General features: G+C 54.3%; 13 protein-coding genes. 11 read left to right on the top strand and 2 right to left on the bottom strand.

Translation table 11 applies throughout. The features are described 5' to 3' along the window. Window positions 1-30 precede the first annotated feature (30 nt). Together NST43_RS16735 and NST43_RS16730 are read right to left on the bottom strand one after the other, a co-directional pair. Window positions 31-1,086, bottom strand: a complete 1,056-nt coding sequence (locus NST43_RS16735) for an ankyrin repeat domain-containing protein (protein WP_339218196.1) — start codon at window positions 1,084-1,086, stop codon at window positions 31-33. 53 nt (window positions 1,087-1,139) lie between these two features. Then, window positions 1,140-1,895 carry a DeoR/GlpR family DNA-binding transcription regulator gene (locus NST43_RS16730; protein WP_339225447.1) on the bottom strand — a complete coding sequence of 252 codons (756 nt, stop codon included), beginning with the start codon at window positions 1,893-1,895 and terminating at the stop codon, window positions 1,140-1,142. Window positions 1,896-2,160: 265 nt separating this feature from the next. Here NST43_RS16730 and NST43_RS16725 point away from each other — a divergent pair, with 265 nt between their 5' ends. From NST43_RS16725 to NST43_RS16675, 11 genes are all read left to right on the top strand, one after another. Then, window positions 2,161-3,312: an iron-containing alcohol dehydrogenase gene (locus NST43_RS16725; protein ID WP_339218194.1), complete on the top strand. Its 1,152-nt coding sequence runs from the start codon at window positions 2,161-2,163 to the stop codon at window positions 3,310-3,312. A 29-nt stretch (window positions 3,313-3,341) separates the two neighbouring features. Next, entirely contained in the window at window positions 3,342-4,814 is a 1,473-nt protein-coding gene (rhaB, locus tag NST43_RS16720; RefSeq protein ID WP_339218192.1) for a rhamnulokinase, read from the top strand. A gap of 15 nt (window positions 4,815-4,829) precedes the next feature. Next, window positions 4,830-6,086 carry an L-rhamnose isomerase gene (rhaA, locus tag NST43_RS16715; RefSeq protein WP_339218190.1) on the top strand — a complete coding sequence of 419 codons (1,257 nt, stop codon included), beginning with the start codon at window positions 4,830-4,832 and terminating at the stop codon, window positions 6,084-6,086. A 70-nt stretch (window positions 6,087-6,156) separates the two neighbouring features. Continuing rightward, window positions 6,157-7,002: a rhamnulose-1-phosphate aldolase gene (rhaD, locus tag NST43_RS16710; protein ID WP_339218188.1), complete on the top strand. Its 846-nt coding sequence runs from the start codon at window positions 6,157-6,159 to the stop codon at window positions 7,000-7,002. A gap of 118 nt (window positions 7,003-7,120) precedes the next feature. Then, on the top strand, window positions 7,121-8,215 hold the full coding sequence (locus tag NST43_RS16705; protein WP_209989547.1) for an NADH:flavin oxidoreductase: 1,095 nt from the start codon (window positions 7,121-7,123) through the stop codon (window positions 8,213-8,215). Window positions 8,216-8,440: 225 nt separating this feature from the next. After that, the gene (locus NST43_RS16700; RefSeq protein ID WP_339218186.1) at window positions 8,441-9,610 is read left to right on the top strand and encodes a hypothetical protein; all 1,170 of its coding nucleotides are present in this window, start codon (window positions 8,441-8,443) and stop codon (window positions 9,608-9,610) included. Between the two features lie 772 nt (window positions 9,611-10,382). Further along, entirely contained in the window at window positions 10,383-11,933 is a 1,551-nt protein-coding gene (miaB, locus tag NST43_RS16695) for a tRNA (N6-isopentenyl adenosine(37)-C2)-methylthiotransferase MiaB (RefSeq protein ID WP_209989558.1), read from the top strand. A gap of 24 nt (window positions 11,934-11,957) precedes the next feature. Beyond that, a complete protein-coding gene (locus NST43_RS16690; RefSeq protein WP_036699099.1) occupies window positions 11,958-12,410 on the top strand; it encodes a YlbF family regulator in 453 nt (150 codons plus the stop codon). A gap of 150 nt (window positions 12,411-12,560) precedes the next feature. Continuing rightward, window positions 12,561-13,331: an NUDIX hydrolase gene (locus tag NST43_RS16685; protein WP_209989564.1), complete on the top strand. Its 771-nt coding sequence runs from the start codon at window positions 12,561-12,563 to the stop codon at window positions 13,329-13,331. Window positions 13,332-13,376: 45 nt separating this feature from the next. Continuing rightward, window positions 13,377-13,925: an isochorismatase family cysteine hydrolase gene (locus NST43_RS16680; protein ID WP_339218183.1), complete on the top strand. Its 549-nt coding sequence runs from the start codon at window positions 13,377-13,379 to the stop codon at window positions 13,923-13,925. A gap of 27 nt (window positions 13,926-13,952) precedes the next feature. Beyond that, on the top strand, window positions 13,953-15,404 hold the full coding sequence (locus tag NST43_RS16675) for a nicotinate phosphoribosyltransferase (protein WP_339218182.1): 1,452 nt from the start codon (window positions 13,953-13,955) through the stop codon (window positions 15,402-15,404). The last annotated feature ends 204 nt before the right edge of the window (window positions 15,405-15,608 follow it).

Genomic DNA, 15,608 nt, shown 5'->3' with positions numbered 1-15,608 from the left:
TAGCAGGACAAGTACTGGATGTCTCAGCGTTTAGCGTTTGTAATCCGGTTGCGGCAACGAAACGGGCTGTGGATTGGCAAGTACCCAATTCACGGCCAATTCGCATAATCTGGCCGGCTCATCATTGCCGTTGCCATGGCGCAGGTATCCGGCTAAATCCGCCGCTTCCTTCAGGTGCGTAGGGTCCAGTGGTGTGCCCGAGGCGAAGTGCAGGAGCAGCGCCTTCAGCATTTTACGGAAATCGGCATCCCAGTTGCCTCCGCCGTTATTCATGATTTCATGTGAGATCCGGCCGGTGATGCGAATGACCTCTCCCTGTACGGTGAGCGCATGTCCTGATGCCGGGATTAGTAATTCCCAGAGCTCCTGGTGCTGATCCTGCCATCTTGTGCTGTTTACCTCGATCCTGGAAACGCCGTCATGCATCACCCGCGCTGCTACAGGCTCCACATCGAATAGCTTGTACAGTGAGTCCAGGGCCTCGGCGGTTTCGCTTAAGCGCTCTTTATTGAAATTGGATCTGGAGAATTCAAAGCTCTTGCCGATATTCTTCACAGATTCCTTCATCTCCGGTGTGATCACCGCCCCGGCATCCAGCAGGATGTGCGAGATTTCCAGCATGTCGGCGATATCGCTATTCCGGCATTGCAATAGGGCCTTAGACAGCGGTGTGTTCCCCGACTTATTCACCGCATGGACATTGGCGCCGTGGGCCACCAGATCCCGTACCGCCTGTGTACGGTAATAGTTGACCGCAGCGTGCAGCGGGGTCTGATTCTGATAATCTACGGCTTCCAGCTCCGCACCAAGCTCCAGGAACAGAGGGATATTGCCGGACCAGGTTCCGGCCTGCGAATACAGCGGGGTGCGCTGATATTTGTCCCTGGCGTTAATGTCGGCACCCTGCTCCACCAGCCAGCGGACCAGCTCGTCCGGAATCTGCCGGATGCTGAGTGCGGGTTCTTTGTAAGACCCCAAGGTGGCATTCCAATCACATTTCTCAAAAACAGCCTTCAGTGCATCGATATCCCCTGATTTAACCAGCTCGCGGAAGTCCGCAGGTAAGGTTATTCTCTTTTTGCCCATTTGATTATTTCTCCTCCCTAAGATGAATCTCCCATGACAGATCTCCCATAAACTTAGTACAATACTTGCACATTCTGCTCGGACAACAGCTTCAGCCACGCTTCCGATGGCTTACGGTCGGTAATCAGCACATCGATCCGGCTTAGCTCTGCGAGCCTGGCGAAGGCCGTCTGGTCGAACTTGGTATGGTCCGCGAGCAGCACAACCTTCTGTGCCTGGCGCAGCATATATTTCTTCAGCTCACATTCCGGTTCATTGGAATCGGTGACCCCGCGGCCCATATCGAGGGCCTTGCAGCTGATTATGGCGGTGTCCACATTGTAGCGCTGGATGGTCTCATGGGCTAAGGGGCCGACAAGCGACAGGGAACGGTGGCGGAGTGAGCCGCCTGTAGAAATAATGCTGTGGCTTGAACTCGCGAACTCATGAAGAATGTTGATCGAATTGGTGATGATCGTCAGATTACTTTTATTACCCAGCAGCTTCAGGAATTCAAACGAAGTCGAGCTGGGGTCGACCATCAGGGTATCCCCGTCATTAATCAGATCCAGCGCCTGGATCGCTATTGCGCGTTTGATATCCGTATTGAGTGCTCCCCGGGTCAGAAAAGGCAGATCCTCATTGGTATGCCTGTTCAGCATGGCTCCACCGTAGGTACGGCTCACAATGCCATCCTTCTCCAGCTTCTCCAGGTCTCTGCGGATCGTCTCCTCAGTAACCTCGAACATCCGGCTCAGATCGGACACCAGCACCCGTTTGTCCTGATGGACAAGGTCGATTATTTTTTTGCGTCTTTCGGCAGCGAGCATACGTATCACCTTTCCAGAATTGATAGTCTTAATATAGACTGTTATTTCTGTGTTGTACAACATGGTGAGCCTCATTTGCTCTGAAACCCACAATAATGATCGTTTATTTCCCGTGAAACAAATAATAAACAAATAAAAACAACTTATTTAGTGTTTAAAATGTTGACAACACAGATTAACGGCGATACGATGAGAAGGTCAACAGGTGGAGTGTATGCTTACAGTGTTCATTAACTATTTATGTGCCCGGGAGGCTGGTTAAGCAATGAGTACTCATGTCTATTATGTGCCGTCGATTAACATTATGGGAAAGGGCTGTCTGAAGGACATCGCCCCGTACATTCAAGAGCTGAAGCTGAACAAGGCGCTTGTGGTCACAGACAAGTTCCTGATGAAGAGCGGAATCGCCGGAAGGCTGCTGGCTGTGCTGGATGAAGCGGGAATTCAGTATGTGATATATGATGAAGTGAAGCCGAACCCTACCTGCAAAAATGTCCATGACGGCGTAGACTTCCTGAAGCAGCACGAATGTGACTATCTGATCTCTATCGGCGGCGGCTCGCCGCAGGATACGGCCAAGGCCATCGGCATTGTTGCCACTAACGGCGGGCATATTGCCGATTATGAAGGCGTTCACAAATCCAAAAATAAATCTCTGCCGATTGTTGCGGTGAACACGACGGCCGGGACTTCAAGTGAAGTGACGATCAACTACGTGATTACGGATGAAGAGCGCAAGATCAAGATGGTCATGGTAGACAAGAACAGCATCGCCACCCTCTCGGTGAATGATCCGGAGCTGATGGTCGATAAGCCTGCTGCGCTGACGGCAGCAACGGGCATGGATGCACTGACGCATGCGATTGAAGCGCTGGTCACTCCAGGCGCATATCCGGTAACCGATGCTACCGCACTGGCTGCGGTGGAGCTGATCTTCGGCAATCTGGCGCGGACGGTAACGAACGGACACGATATTGAAGCGCGTGAGCAGATGGTCTATGCAATCTTTCTCGGCGGCCTCGCCTTCAATAACGCAGGCTTAGGCTACGTGCATGCCATGGCCCATCAGCTCGGCGGGGTCTATGATCTGCCGCACGGCGTGTGCAATGCAATGCTGCTGCCTTACGTGGAAGAAGAGAATGCCAAGCATGTGCCGGAGAAGTTCAGAGCGATTGCCAGAGCGGCCGGTATGCAGACTGAAGGACGCAGCGACAAGGAATGTGCGGATTACGTCATTGAAGCGATTAAGGCCTTGTCCAAGGAGGTTGGCATTCCTGCCAAGCTGTCCGAGCTGGGGGTAGCGGAAGTAGATCTCGATCTGCTGGCTGAGAACGCCATGAAGGATGCCTGCGCGCCCGGTAACCCTTTTATTCCTACCAAAGATGAAGTAATCGCGTTATTCCGCAAAATTCTGTAAATCACCTCCCATAGAATAGGAGATTCCCTATGACCCATCATATCGCCGTCGATATCGGCGCCTCCAGCGGACGGCTGGTACTCGGACAGCTCGTGGACGGGAGCCTCACCCTTGCGGAGCTTCACCGTTTCAGCAATGGCTTCACGGAGCAGGAAGGCTCCTGCTTCTGGGATATGGATTATTTATTGAATGAAATTATTAACGGTCTGCAGCAGGCGAAGCTAAGAGGCATTCACGAATGCACCCTCGGGATTGATACCTGGGCGGTAGATTATGTGCTGCTGGATGCCGAAGGCAAGCAGATAAGCGGGGTCTACGCCTACCGCGACCGCCGGACCGACAGGGTGATGGAGGAAGTCGGGCGGCTGCTTCCGCCAGAGAAGGTCTACGCCAAAACGGGCATTCAGCAGCTTCCCTTCAATACGCTGTATCAGCTATATGCGCATGACCGGGAAGAACTGGAGACGGCGGATCAGATCCTGCTGGTGCCGGATTATCTCTACTACCGGCTCGGCGGACGGAAGATGAACGAGGTTACCAATGCCTCCACGACACAGCTATTGAATCTTGCGACCCGAGATTTCGACCTTGAGCTGCTGGAATTCCTGGGTCTGCGGCGTGAACAGTTCGCTCCATTGACTGAGCCTGGGGAAAATCTTGGCTTCATTACGCAGGAGCTGCGCGCGGAGTATGATCTACCGGAGTGCCGCCTGATCTGCGTGGCTACACATGACACGGCATCTGCGGTACTTGGTGTGCCTGCTCAGAAGGGCCGTGCGTCAGCCTATCTTAGCAGCGGAACCTGGTCTCTGTTGGGAGTTGAGCTGGATCACCCCCTTAATGACCGCAGAGCGATGGCAGCCAATTATACCAACGAGTGGGGCGCTTACGGGACTTACAGGTTCCTGAAGAATATTATGGGCCTCTGGCTGATCCAGGAAGTGCGCAGGCTGGACGGAGAAAGGTTTAGCTTCGCGGAACTGGCAGAGCAGGCCGGTGTATGCGCAGGCTTCCGCAGCCTGATTCCTTGCAATCATCCGCGGTTCCTGAACCCGGACGATATGATTCAGGAGATCCGCCAGGCCTGCCTGGAGAGCAGCCAGCCTGTGCCGCAGACGGCGGGCGAGCTGGCCCGCTGTATCTTCGACAGTCTGGCGCTATCCTACCGCAGCTATCTGTCTGAATTGGAAGACCTCATCGGGGGGCGCATCGAAGTGCTGCAAATTGTCGGCGGCGGCGCTAACAATAGGCTGCTGTGCCAGCTGACGGCGGATGTTACCGGCAGGGAAGTGCTGGCCGGACCAACCGAATCCACAGCCTTGGGTAATCTGGCTGTGCAGATGATTGAGGCGGGCCGCATGGCAGACATCCATGAAGCCCGGCGGATCATCGGCCAGTCCTTTGCGATCCAGTCTTATCTGCCGCAGCCGGTTCCTCAGCTAACGGAGCTGCTAGACCGCTGGAAGCAGCTTCATCCGGGAGCAAATATTCACAATATGTAATTAGGAGGCAACAGCATGGATCAGAGCATCATTAACAGCTACAACGAAGCGAAGAAATTATATGCAGCCCATGGGATTGATACGGACGGGGTGCTGAAGAAGCTGGCCCGGATCAAAATCTCACTCCATTGCTGGCAGGGCGACGATGTACGGGGCTTCCTGTTCAAGGATAAAGAGCTGAGCGGCGGCATTGCCGTGACCGGCAGCTACCCCGGCCGGGCCGGTACACCGGATGAGCTGCGTCAGGATTTGGAGAAGGCCCTCTCGCTGATTCCCGGCAAGCATAAGGTCAATCTGCATGCGATCTATGCTGATACGAAGGAGCAGGTGGATCTGGATGAGCTGGCGCCGCGCCATTTCACGAACTGGGTGGAATGGGCCAAGGAGCAAGGTTTAGGTCTTGATTTCAATCCGACCTGCTTTTCGCATCCGAAGGCGGCAGACGGCTTCACCCTCAGCCATGCGGACGAAGAGATCCGCAGCTTCTGGATTAAGCACTGCAAGGCTTCCCGCAGAATCGCGGAGCATTTCGGCCGTGAACTGGGGCAGCCCTGTGTAACGAACTTCTGGGTACCGGACGGCTATAAAGATACTCCGGTGGATCGTCTGGCACCGCGCGTACGTCTTAAGGAATCGCTGGATGAAATCTTCAGCGAGGAGATTGATCCGCAGTACAATATTGATGCCGTGGAGAGCAAGCTGTTCGGTATCGGCTCGGAGAGCTACGTTGTCGGATCACATGAGTTCTACATGGGCTACGGCCTGACACGCGGTAAGGCCATCTGCCTGGATGCCGGGCATTTCCATCCGACGGAAGTGATCTCGAACAAGCTCAGCTCCATCCTGATGTTCAGTGAGCAGCTGCTGCTGCATGTCAGCAGATCGGTCCGCTGGGACAGTGATCATGTGGTCACGATGGACGATGAACTGCTGGAGATTGCCCGCGAGCTGGTTCGCGGGGAGCTGCTGCCGCGCACGCATATCGGGCTCGACTTCTTCGACGGCAGCATCAATCACCTGGCGGCTTGGGTAATCGGCACGCGCAATACGATCAAGGCCCTGCTGCGCGCTATGCTGGAGCCGATTGAGGAGCTTCGGGCCATTGAACAGGCCGGAGATTACACCTCACGGCTGGCCCTGGTGGAAGAATTCAAGTCCTACCCGTTCGGTGCAGTCTGGGATTACTATTGCGCTTCGCAGGGGGCTCCGGTCCGCGAGCAATGGTTGGCTGAAGTGAAGCGCTATGAGCAGGATGTATTGGCTTTAAGATAAGATCAGGCTGCTGAAATCACAAAATAACAAGTACCCGCACGCTGAAGGTGCATATAGAAGGAGAGAGTATATGAGTACTTCCGTAATTGAATCCAAAGGGTATATATCCGGCGTCACCGCGCCTTTTATTGAGGAAATGTCCGAAATTACCCATCACATGTGGTCGCTGGGCTGGGATGAGCTGAACGGGGGCAACGTCAGTTACCTCCTGGATGAAGAAGAGGTAGCCAAGTATATCAATATCCGTGAGCCGCTGCGTACGATCAGCCTTACCTTCCCTGTAGCGGAGCTGGCGGGCAAATACTTCATCGTTACCGGATCAGGCAAGTATTTTCGTAATGTGATCAAAGACCCGGAGGCCAATCTGGGTGTGCTGCGTGTAAGCAGCAGCGGTGAGAGTGTGGAGGTGCTATGGGGACTGCGGGGCGGCGCTGTTCCGACCAGTGAGCTGGCTTCCCACTTCATGAGCCATATCGAACGGCTGAAGGTAGATCCGGCGCACCGGATTGTGCTGCATACCCATGCAACGAATGTCATTGCCATGACCTTCACCCATGATCTGGATGAGCTGAAATTCACCAAGACGCTGTGGGAGATGTGCACAGAATGTCTGGTGGTCTTCCCGGATGGCGTCAGCGTCATTCCCTGGATGGTGCCGGGGAGCAGCGAGATCGGCCGGGCCACCGCTGACCGGATGAAGGAATACCGCGTGGTCATCTGGCCGCAGCATGGGATCTTTGTGACCGGTGCGACGATGGATGCCACCTTTGGACTGGTCGAAACGATAGAGAAAGCTGCGATTGTGTATAACCTGATCGGCGGAAGAAAGGTTCGGCAGAAGATCACCGATCAGCAGCTGGCAGATCTGGCGGCAGCCTTCCGGGTGACTCCAAAAGCCGGAGTGCTGGACTTATAAGACTTATCGAATCTCTTAGACTGGCAGTCATTTGCATTTGCCGCCGGGAACCGTCATACTAATGCTTACTTAAAGTAATCATCAAGTAATCATCGTATGAAATGGAGGCTAATGGATTATGAACGTTGCTGCATTGTTTGAACCTTTTGAAGGCGGAGGCTTGTCCCTAAGCAACCGCGTAGTTATGGCACCGATGACCCGGGTGCATTCTCCTGAGGGCGTACCTGGGCCTGAGGTGGCGGCGTATTACCGCCGCCGCGCGGAAGGCGGAGTGGGCCTGATCATTACCGAAGGCACAGCCATCGATCATCCGGCGGCAGTCAGCCATCAGGATATCCCGAACTTCCATGGCGAAGCCGCCCTCGAGGGCTGGGCGCAGGTCGTGAGCGGGGTGCATGCTGCCGGGGGCAAGATTATGCCTCAGCTCTGGCATGTCGGCATGGCCCGCAGCATTGGTGAGCTGCCTAACGCTTCGGCGCTGCCGATCGGCCCGTCCGGGCTGAATCTGGCTGGAGAACAGGTCACGGAGCCGATGACTAAGAGCGAGATTCAGGTCATCGTCAGTGCCTTTGCCAAGGCAGCGAAGGCGGCCAAGGCCATCGGCTTCGACGGCATTGAGCTGCACGGTGCCCATGGCTATTTGATCGACCAGTTCTTCTGGGAGAAGACCAACCACCGGACCGATGAATACGGCGGCGATCTGGAAGCGCGCACCACCTTCGCGGTGGAAGTGATCGATGCCTGCCGCCGCGCGGTAGGACCGGATTTCCCGATCGTACTCCGCTTCTCGCAGTGGAAGGCCGGGGCCTATGACGCTAAGCTGGCAGCGACTCCCGAAGACCTGGCCCGCTTCCTCACCCCGCTCAGCAATGCCGGTGTGGATATCTTCCACTGCTCGACCCGGCGGTTCTGGGAGCCGGAATTCGCAGGCTCGGAGCTTAACTTGGCAGGCTGGACCAAGAAGATTACAGGCAAGCCTGCGATCACAGTAGGTTCTGTCGGCCTGGACAGCGCATTCACCAGTGCGGTTACGGAGAAGAATGAGGATGACAACCTTGAGCGGCTGCTGCTCCGGCTGGATAAAGGCGAGTTCGACCTGGTAGCGGTAGGCAGAGCCTTGATCAGTGATCCGGCTTGGCCTGCGAAAGTGCAGGCAGGCAAGATTAACGAGATTATTCCGTTCACCTCGGAGTCTACCAAGACATTGTATTAATCAATAGAGCTTGATCTGTAACACCCTGTGCCAAGCCATTAGGTTAGACTTCAAGTCTATCAGCTCATGGCTGCCCGCATGGGGTGTTTTTTTTGCGGGTGAATCTTTGAAGATGTACTGGTTGTTACTGTTTCTTATAATAATACCAATATGCCAACACTCTTCTGTATTCTCTCGAATATTGCTATTAATATAGCTGGATTTAGATTGAGAGGGGAGCTGGAAATGGCAATTTTATCTACAGGACCGATTGAGAATAATATTGCAAGCAATACGGGGACCCGCCCGACTCAAAGGGTAACACTCAAAATAGACGGCCGCAATATAACCGGATTCTTCGATATTCTTATTTTGGGTTATACCCTGAACGGCATACGCACCTTATATGTACAAGAGGAGATCAGTGTGGCTCCCTCCCAAGTGGTTACCAGAATTTACTATGCGGACCTGGATGCTTTTGAATTCGTGTTCAACACGACAGGAACGGCAGTCTCGGAAGCGCAGGTATCCCTATGGGGCCAAAATGCCAGCGGGCAGTTGGTAACAGCACACCGGCTGGTCTCGCAGGAGTTGCTGGGAGAAGGGGCAACAGGAGTCACCGGAGCTACAGGTGTGACGGGAGTAACGGGGGCCACAGGTGTGACGGGGGTGACGGGAGTGACGGGGGCAACAGGAGTCACCGGAGCCACAGGTGTGACGGGAGTAACGGGTGTGACGGGTGCCACGGGTGTAACGGGTGTGACGGGTGTGACGGGTGCGACGGGGGCAACAGGAGTCACCGGAGCCACAGGAGTCACCGGAGCCACAGGTGTGACAGGAGCCACGGGTGTAACAGGTGTGACGGGGGTAACGGGTGTGACAGGGGCAACAGGAGTCACCGGAGCCACAGGTGTGACAGGAGCCACGGGTGTAACAGGTGTGACGGGTGCAACAGGTGCAACTGGAGCCACGGGTTTGACTGGTGTAACGGGCGCCACAGGCGCACTGGCGTCATCTTATGCTTATATTTTCAATACGGCGGCTCAGACCGTGGCTACCGAAGCGGATGTTACTTTTGACAGCAATGAGAGTCTTGTCGGCTTCTCGCATACCCCTAATACAGCTCAGATTAATGTTGAGAATGCAGGAGATTATGCGGTAATCTTCATTGTCACCGCAGTGGAACCGAATCAGTTCACTTTGTATCTGAACGGGGCACCTGTAGGTGGCAGCGTCTATGGTTCAGGAGCGGGAACACAGCCTAACCCCGGGATGGTGATTATCTCTGTAGTCCCCGGCGATGTAATCACTTTAAGGAACCATTCCAGTGCCGCTGCAATTACTTTACAGACCCTGGCCGGAGGAACGCAGATCAACTCCAACGCATCGATTTTGATCTATAGGCTTGGGGATTAAGACGTCTGGCGGCAAGCTGGTTATAATAAATAAGTCCGGGACCTTACATTAAAGGCCGGGCTTTTTTGTCGTATAGGAAATTATATTATCCGTCTGTTGCGGATAAGGGGGCGTAGCGTGGGGAGAAGTACTCTTTGAATGATCCGGAGGCATCATGAGTATATGAGGAGCTCAGTATGTATGCGAAAACAAACATGTCTTTCAAGGCACAACTCCAGCATGAAAATGAGCAGCGTGCCTAAAAACAGAACGTCGTCTTTCATCTATTTAACAAATTGTAACGGAAAATCGAACACAATTGGACTGGGTGCACCGCGTAAGCCAAATGTAATCGAAAAACCGAACACAAATGGACTGGGAGCGTCACGTAGGCCAAATGTAATCGAAAAACCGAACACAATGGGACTGGGTGCGCCGCGTAGGCCAAATGTAATCGAAAAACCGACCACAATGAGACTGGGTGTGCCACGTAAGACGAATGTAATCGAAAAACCGAACACAATTGAACTGGGTGCACCGCGTAGGCCGTGCGTTTATCGCAGGTTGTGCCAGAAGTACAATACTACTGCCCCTTAATTCGCCGGATGGATAAGAGAGAGGTAGCCAGACGAGTGGTGTGGACCTTGCCCTCTCTTCCTGCTGACTGCAAGAAGGTCTTACTGTGCGGATATTCTGCTTCTGTGATTGGATTATCTTGGGAGCGGTGTGATATAATTTCTCATTAGAAAAGCACGGAAAATATGGGGACATCAGCAGAGGATGTGACTTTAGCATGGCGAAGGGAAGCAAGGATTACGGGCAGTATTTCGATTTCACGGATGCCAAGATCATCAGCGAGACCGAGGGCAAGACCACCTACCGGATCAAAGGCAGAAACGTGCAGATCAACAGCCAGCCCGATTACAAGGAAGGCAAGCGGCGGGGCAAGGAAGAGATTGAGGTGCTGTATCATTTCGACATTCCGCCGGAGATGGCAGATTTCGGTGCAGGCAAGAGCTATCATATTACCACCTACGGCTGCCAGATGAATGAGCATGACACGGAGACGATGAAGGGAATGCTGGAGCAGCTCGGTTACCGGGCGGCTGAAGACCGCAGTGAGGCTGATATTATTTTACTTAATACATGTGCGATCCGCGAGAATGCGGAGGATAAGGTATTCGGAGAGCTGGGCCATCTCAAAACACTGAAGCTGGAGAAGCCCGGCCTGCTCCTGGGGATCTGCGGCTGTATGTCCCAGGAGGAGGGCGTGGTCAACCGGATCATGAGCCGGTACGGCTTCGTTGATCTGATTTTTGGCACACATAATATCCACCGCCTGCCGGAGCTGATCAAGGAAGCGGTATTCAGCCGCGAGCTGGTCATCGAGGTCTGGTCCAAGGAAGGCGATATCATCGAGAATCTGCCGAAGAAGCGGGAGGGTCTGCGCGCCTGGGTGAACATTATGTACGGCTGCGACAAGTTCTGTACCTACTGCATTGTGCCGTTCACCCGGGGGAAGGAGCGGAGCAGACGTCCGGAGGATGTCATTGCCGAGGTACGGGAGCTGGCCCGTCAGGGGTTCAAGGAAGTGACGCTGCTGGGGCAGAACGTGAACGCCTACGGCAAGGATTTTACCGACATTGAGTATACCTTCGGCGACCTGATGGACGACATGCGTGGGATCGACATTCCGCGTATCCGGTTCATGACCTCGCATCCGCGTGATTTTGACGATAAATTGATTCATGTGCTGGGTAAAGGCGGCAATCTGGTGGAGCATATCCATCTGCCGGTGCAGTCGGGAAGCACAGCCGTGCTGAAGCGCATGAGCCGCAAATATACCCGTGAAGCCTATCTGGAGCTGGTCCGCAAAATTAAGGCAGGCGTGCCGGATACGGTGCTGACTACTGATATTATCGTCGGCTTCCCCGGTGAGACAGAGGAGCAGTTCGAGGAGACACTGTCCCTGGTGCGCGAAGTAGGGTATGATATGGCGTATACCTTCATTTATTCTCCGCGCGAAGGGACTCCGGCAGCCGGGATGGAGGATAATGTTCCGCCAGAGGTCAAGAGCGCGCGTCTCCAGCGTCTTAATGATCTGATCAAGGAGCAGAGCCGGCTGGGGAATGAGCGGATGCTGGGCCAGCAAGTGGAGGTTCTGGTGGAAGGCGAGAGCAAGAATAATGCCCGGATGCTGGCTGGACGTACCCGTGACAGTAAGCTGGTGCATTTTGAAGGCCCGTCCTCCCTGATTGGCACGCTGGTGCAGGTGAGCATTACGGGCGCGAAGACTTGGTACATTAGAGGGGACTATCAGGCGGAAGCCGCAGCGGTCCTCTAATTATAGAGAAATGGGGCGAGAAGAATGAGCCAGGAAGAAGCACGACTGAATGAATATGGCATGCAGACCCATAATACCCGGGATTTAATTGTTCGTGAGGATATTATGGGCAAAGCGAAGGACTTGGCTGCACTCATCTCCACCAGTGAGGAGGTCCGTCATTTCCAGCAGGCCGAGCAGAAGATTCTGAATCACGAGCGTGTGCAGGGACTTATTGCTACGATTAAGAAGAAGCAGAAGGAGATCGTGGCGTTCGAGAGCTTCAAGAACCAGGCCATGGTCGAGAAGATTGAACGTGAGATTGAAGAGCTGCAGGATGAAATTGACAGTATCCCGGTTGTGAACGAGTTCCAGCAGAGCCAGAGCGATATCAATTATCTGCTGCAGATGGTCATTTCGGTGATCAGGGATACTGTTTCGGATAAAATCAATGTGGAAGCAGGCACCGAGGCGCCGCCCTCCACATGCGGAGATTAATGCAGAACCCCCGGGGGGCGGATGTGAATCCGTCCCTTTTACATATCTTTCGGCAATCTTCCGGCTCTGGAAGTTGATTTTGGGCGGACAGGTTTGGTACATTAAAAGATACGAACAACAAACAATAGCTGCGGCAAAGGATGATCTATAGTGACTGAGAACGCGGAACAAACCTATAACGCCAAGAAGTACCGCACTCCGGATGGCGTTCCGGCGGATATTGTCATGTTTACACTGACCAAACGCGAGCGGAAGACCGTCACGAAGACGCTGCCGCTGCGCGAGCTGAAGGTCATGCTGGTCCGGCGCAAAAAATGGCCGTGTGCGGGCATGTGGGCCCTGCCGGGCGGCTTTTGCCAGGAGGATGAATCGATCTATGATGCCGCTACACGCGAGCTGAAGGAAGAAACGGGCGTGGACGGCGGACATTTGGAATATCTCGGCGTCTACAGCCAACCGGGTCGTGATCCGCGCGGCTGGATTATCAGCCATGCCTTCTTTGCGCTGGTGGAGGAGTGGATGCTGGAGCAGCGGCAGGCCTCGGATGATGCAGGCGAGGTTGGCCTGTTCACACTGAAGGAAGCGCTGGAGGAGCTGGAGCTGGCTTTTGACCACCATGACATTATTACCGATGCCTACCTGCGGATTCAGCAGCAGATGCTGCAGACGACGATTGCCCGGCAGTTCCTGCCGCGCCATTTCACACTGAGTGAGCTGTACCAGGTGATTCAGACAGTGGTGCCGGAATTCAAAGAACCGAATTTTATCCGCAAAATTACGTCAACACGCAGCCGTCAGGGTATATTAAAAGAAGTGAGCGATGAAGCGGGGAATCCGCTCAGCTCCAATCAATACTCCCAGCGCCCGGCACAGCTCTATATGTTCACGGACCATGAGCCGTTATTATCCATCTATACGTAAGGTGCCGGGAAGTGCAAGCCCATTAACCTTTTAGGAGGCTGACCTATGAGAGCACTGATTGTAATTGATTTCACGAATGATTTTGTTGACGGGAACCTGCCTGTCGGCCAGCCCGGCATCGATATTGCGCCCAGAGTCAGTGAATTGACAGAGCAATTCGTGCGCAGCGGGGATTATGTGGTGATGGCTATAGATTTGCATGAAGCGGATGATCCGTACCACCCGGAGACCAAGCTGTTTCCGCCGCATAATCTGCGGGGAAGCCAGGGGCGCGAGCTGTACGGCAGCCTGAAGGCTGTCTACGAGGCGAACCGGGAAGCCATCTACTGGATGGACAAAACGCGTTACAGCGCCTTCTGCGGCACGGATCTTGCACTGAAGCTGCGTGAGCGGGGCATTACCGAGGTGCATCTGATCGGGGTATGTACGGATATCTGTGTGCTGCATACGGCGGTGGATGCCTACAATCATGGCTTTGGGATAACGGTGCATGAGGATGCCGTCGCCAGCTTCAATCCTGACGGCCATGTGTGGGCGCTCGGACACTTCCGCGGCAGTCTTGGAGCGAAGGTTGTCACGGCGTTAGCAGAGTAGTAACACATCAGCATAGGAGATGAGGACTTGAGGGGAGAACTTGCTCTACATACAGACAAATATCAGATTAATATGATGTATGCCCACTGGATGAATGGTACACACAAGCGCCGGGCAGTATTCGAAGCCTACTTCCGCAAGCTGCCGTTCGGCAACGGATTCGCCGTGTTCGCCGGGCTGGAGCGGATCGCCCAGTACATCGCGGAGCTGCGGTTCACGGAAGAGGATATCCGCTACCTGTCGGAGCAGGAAGAGAACTATGCGCCGGCCTTCCTGGAGGAGCTGCTGCAGTTCCATTTCCAGGGCAGTATCCATTCCATGAAGGAAGGGGCTCTGGTCTTCCCCGATGAGCCGCTGATCCGGGTCGAAGGCACGATTATGGAGGCGCAGCTGGTCGAGACTGCTATCCTGAACTTCATGAATTACCAGACGTTGATTGCTACCAAGGCGTCGCGTATCAAGCAGGTGGCCCCGCATGATACACTGCTGGAGTTCGGAACGCGCCGCGCGCAGGAGGCGGATGCCGCAGTCTGGGGCGCTCGCGCTGCTTATGTCGGCGGTTTCCACGCGACCTCGAACATGCTGGCCGGCAAAAAGTTCGGCATCCCTACGAAGGGCACCCATGCCCATTCCTGGGTGCAGAGCTTCCCGAGTGAGCAGGAAGCGTTCGACGCCTACGCGAGAGTGATGCCGGACGGCGTGACGCTGCTGGTGGATACCTTCGATACCCTGCGCAGCGGTGTGCCGAATGCGATCAACACGGCGAAGAAGCTGGAAGCGCAGGGCAAACGGATGAACGGCATCCGGCTGGACAGCGGTGACCTTGCTTATCTGTCCCGCAAGGCGCGCGAGATGCTGGATGAAGCCGGGCTGCAGTATGTGAAGATCGTGGCCTCCAATGATCTGGATGAGAACACCATCATGAACTTGAAGTCACAAGGGGCGGCGATCGATACATGGGGGGTTGGAACCCAGCTGATTACCGCTTCGGATCAGCCTTCGCTGGGCGGCGTCTACAAGCTGGTTGAGATTGAAGCTCCAAGCGGCGAGATGATCCCTACGATTAAGATCTCTTCCAACCCTGAGAAGGTATCTACGCCCGGCAAAAAGGAAGTCTACCGCATTATCGGCCAGAACGGCAAGGCGCTGGCTGATTATATCAGCTTCGCCGATGAGCCTGCGCCCCGCAGCGGGGTCCGGCTGAAGCTGTTCAACCCGCTGCATCCTTATATGAAGAAGCATGTGGAGCGCTACGACGCGGTGCGGATGCTGGAGCCGATTGTGGTGAACGGCTTCCAGGTCTATACCCTGCCGGATCTGGCGGAGATCCGCCGCTACCATCAGGAGCAGCTTGACCTTTTCTGGCCGGAGTATCTGCGTAAGCTGAACCCGGAAGTCTTCCGCGTGAACCTCAGCGAACAGCTGTGGAACCGCAAGCAGCAGCTGATTGCGGAGCATATGATTACCGATGTGGAGTAGAAACTGTTCCAAATTTCATTAGAGCAAGAGTATAGTCAGCCCTCTCAGGCCTGCCGTGTGAATTCTGCGGTTTGAGAGGGCTTTTCGTGTGAGCGGCCATCTGCTCATTGACAGCAAGTCTCTGAAATCATATATTGAATATGTTACAAATGGAAGAATTGGAAGAAAGAGATCGATTTTTGCTACAAGCAAATCTATACCGAA

The organism is Paenibacillus sp. FSL H8-0332, assembly GCF_037963835.1.
Taxonomy (GTDB): domain Bacteria; phylum Bacillota; class Bacilli; order Paenibacillales; family Paenibacillaceae; genus Paenibacillus_AQ; species Paenibacillus_AQ rhizoplanae.
The sequence above is the reverse complement of the archived record's forward strand: the minus strand, read 5'-3'. Positions and strand labels throughout refer to the sequence as shown.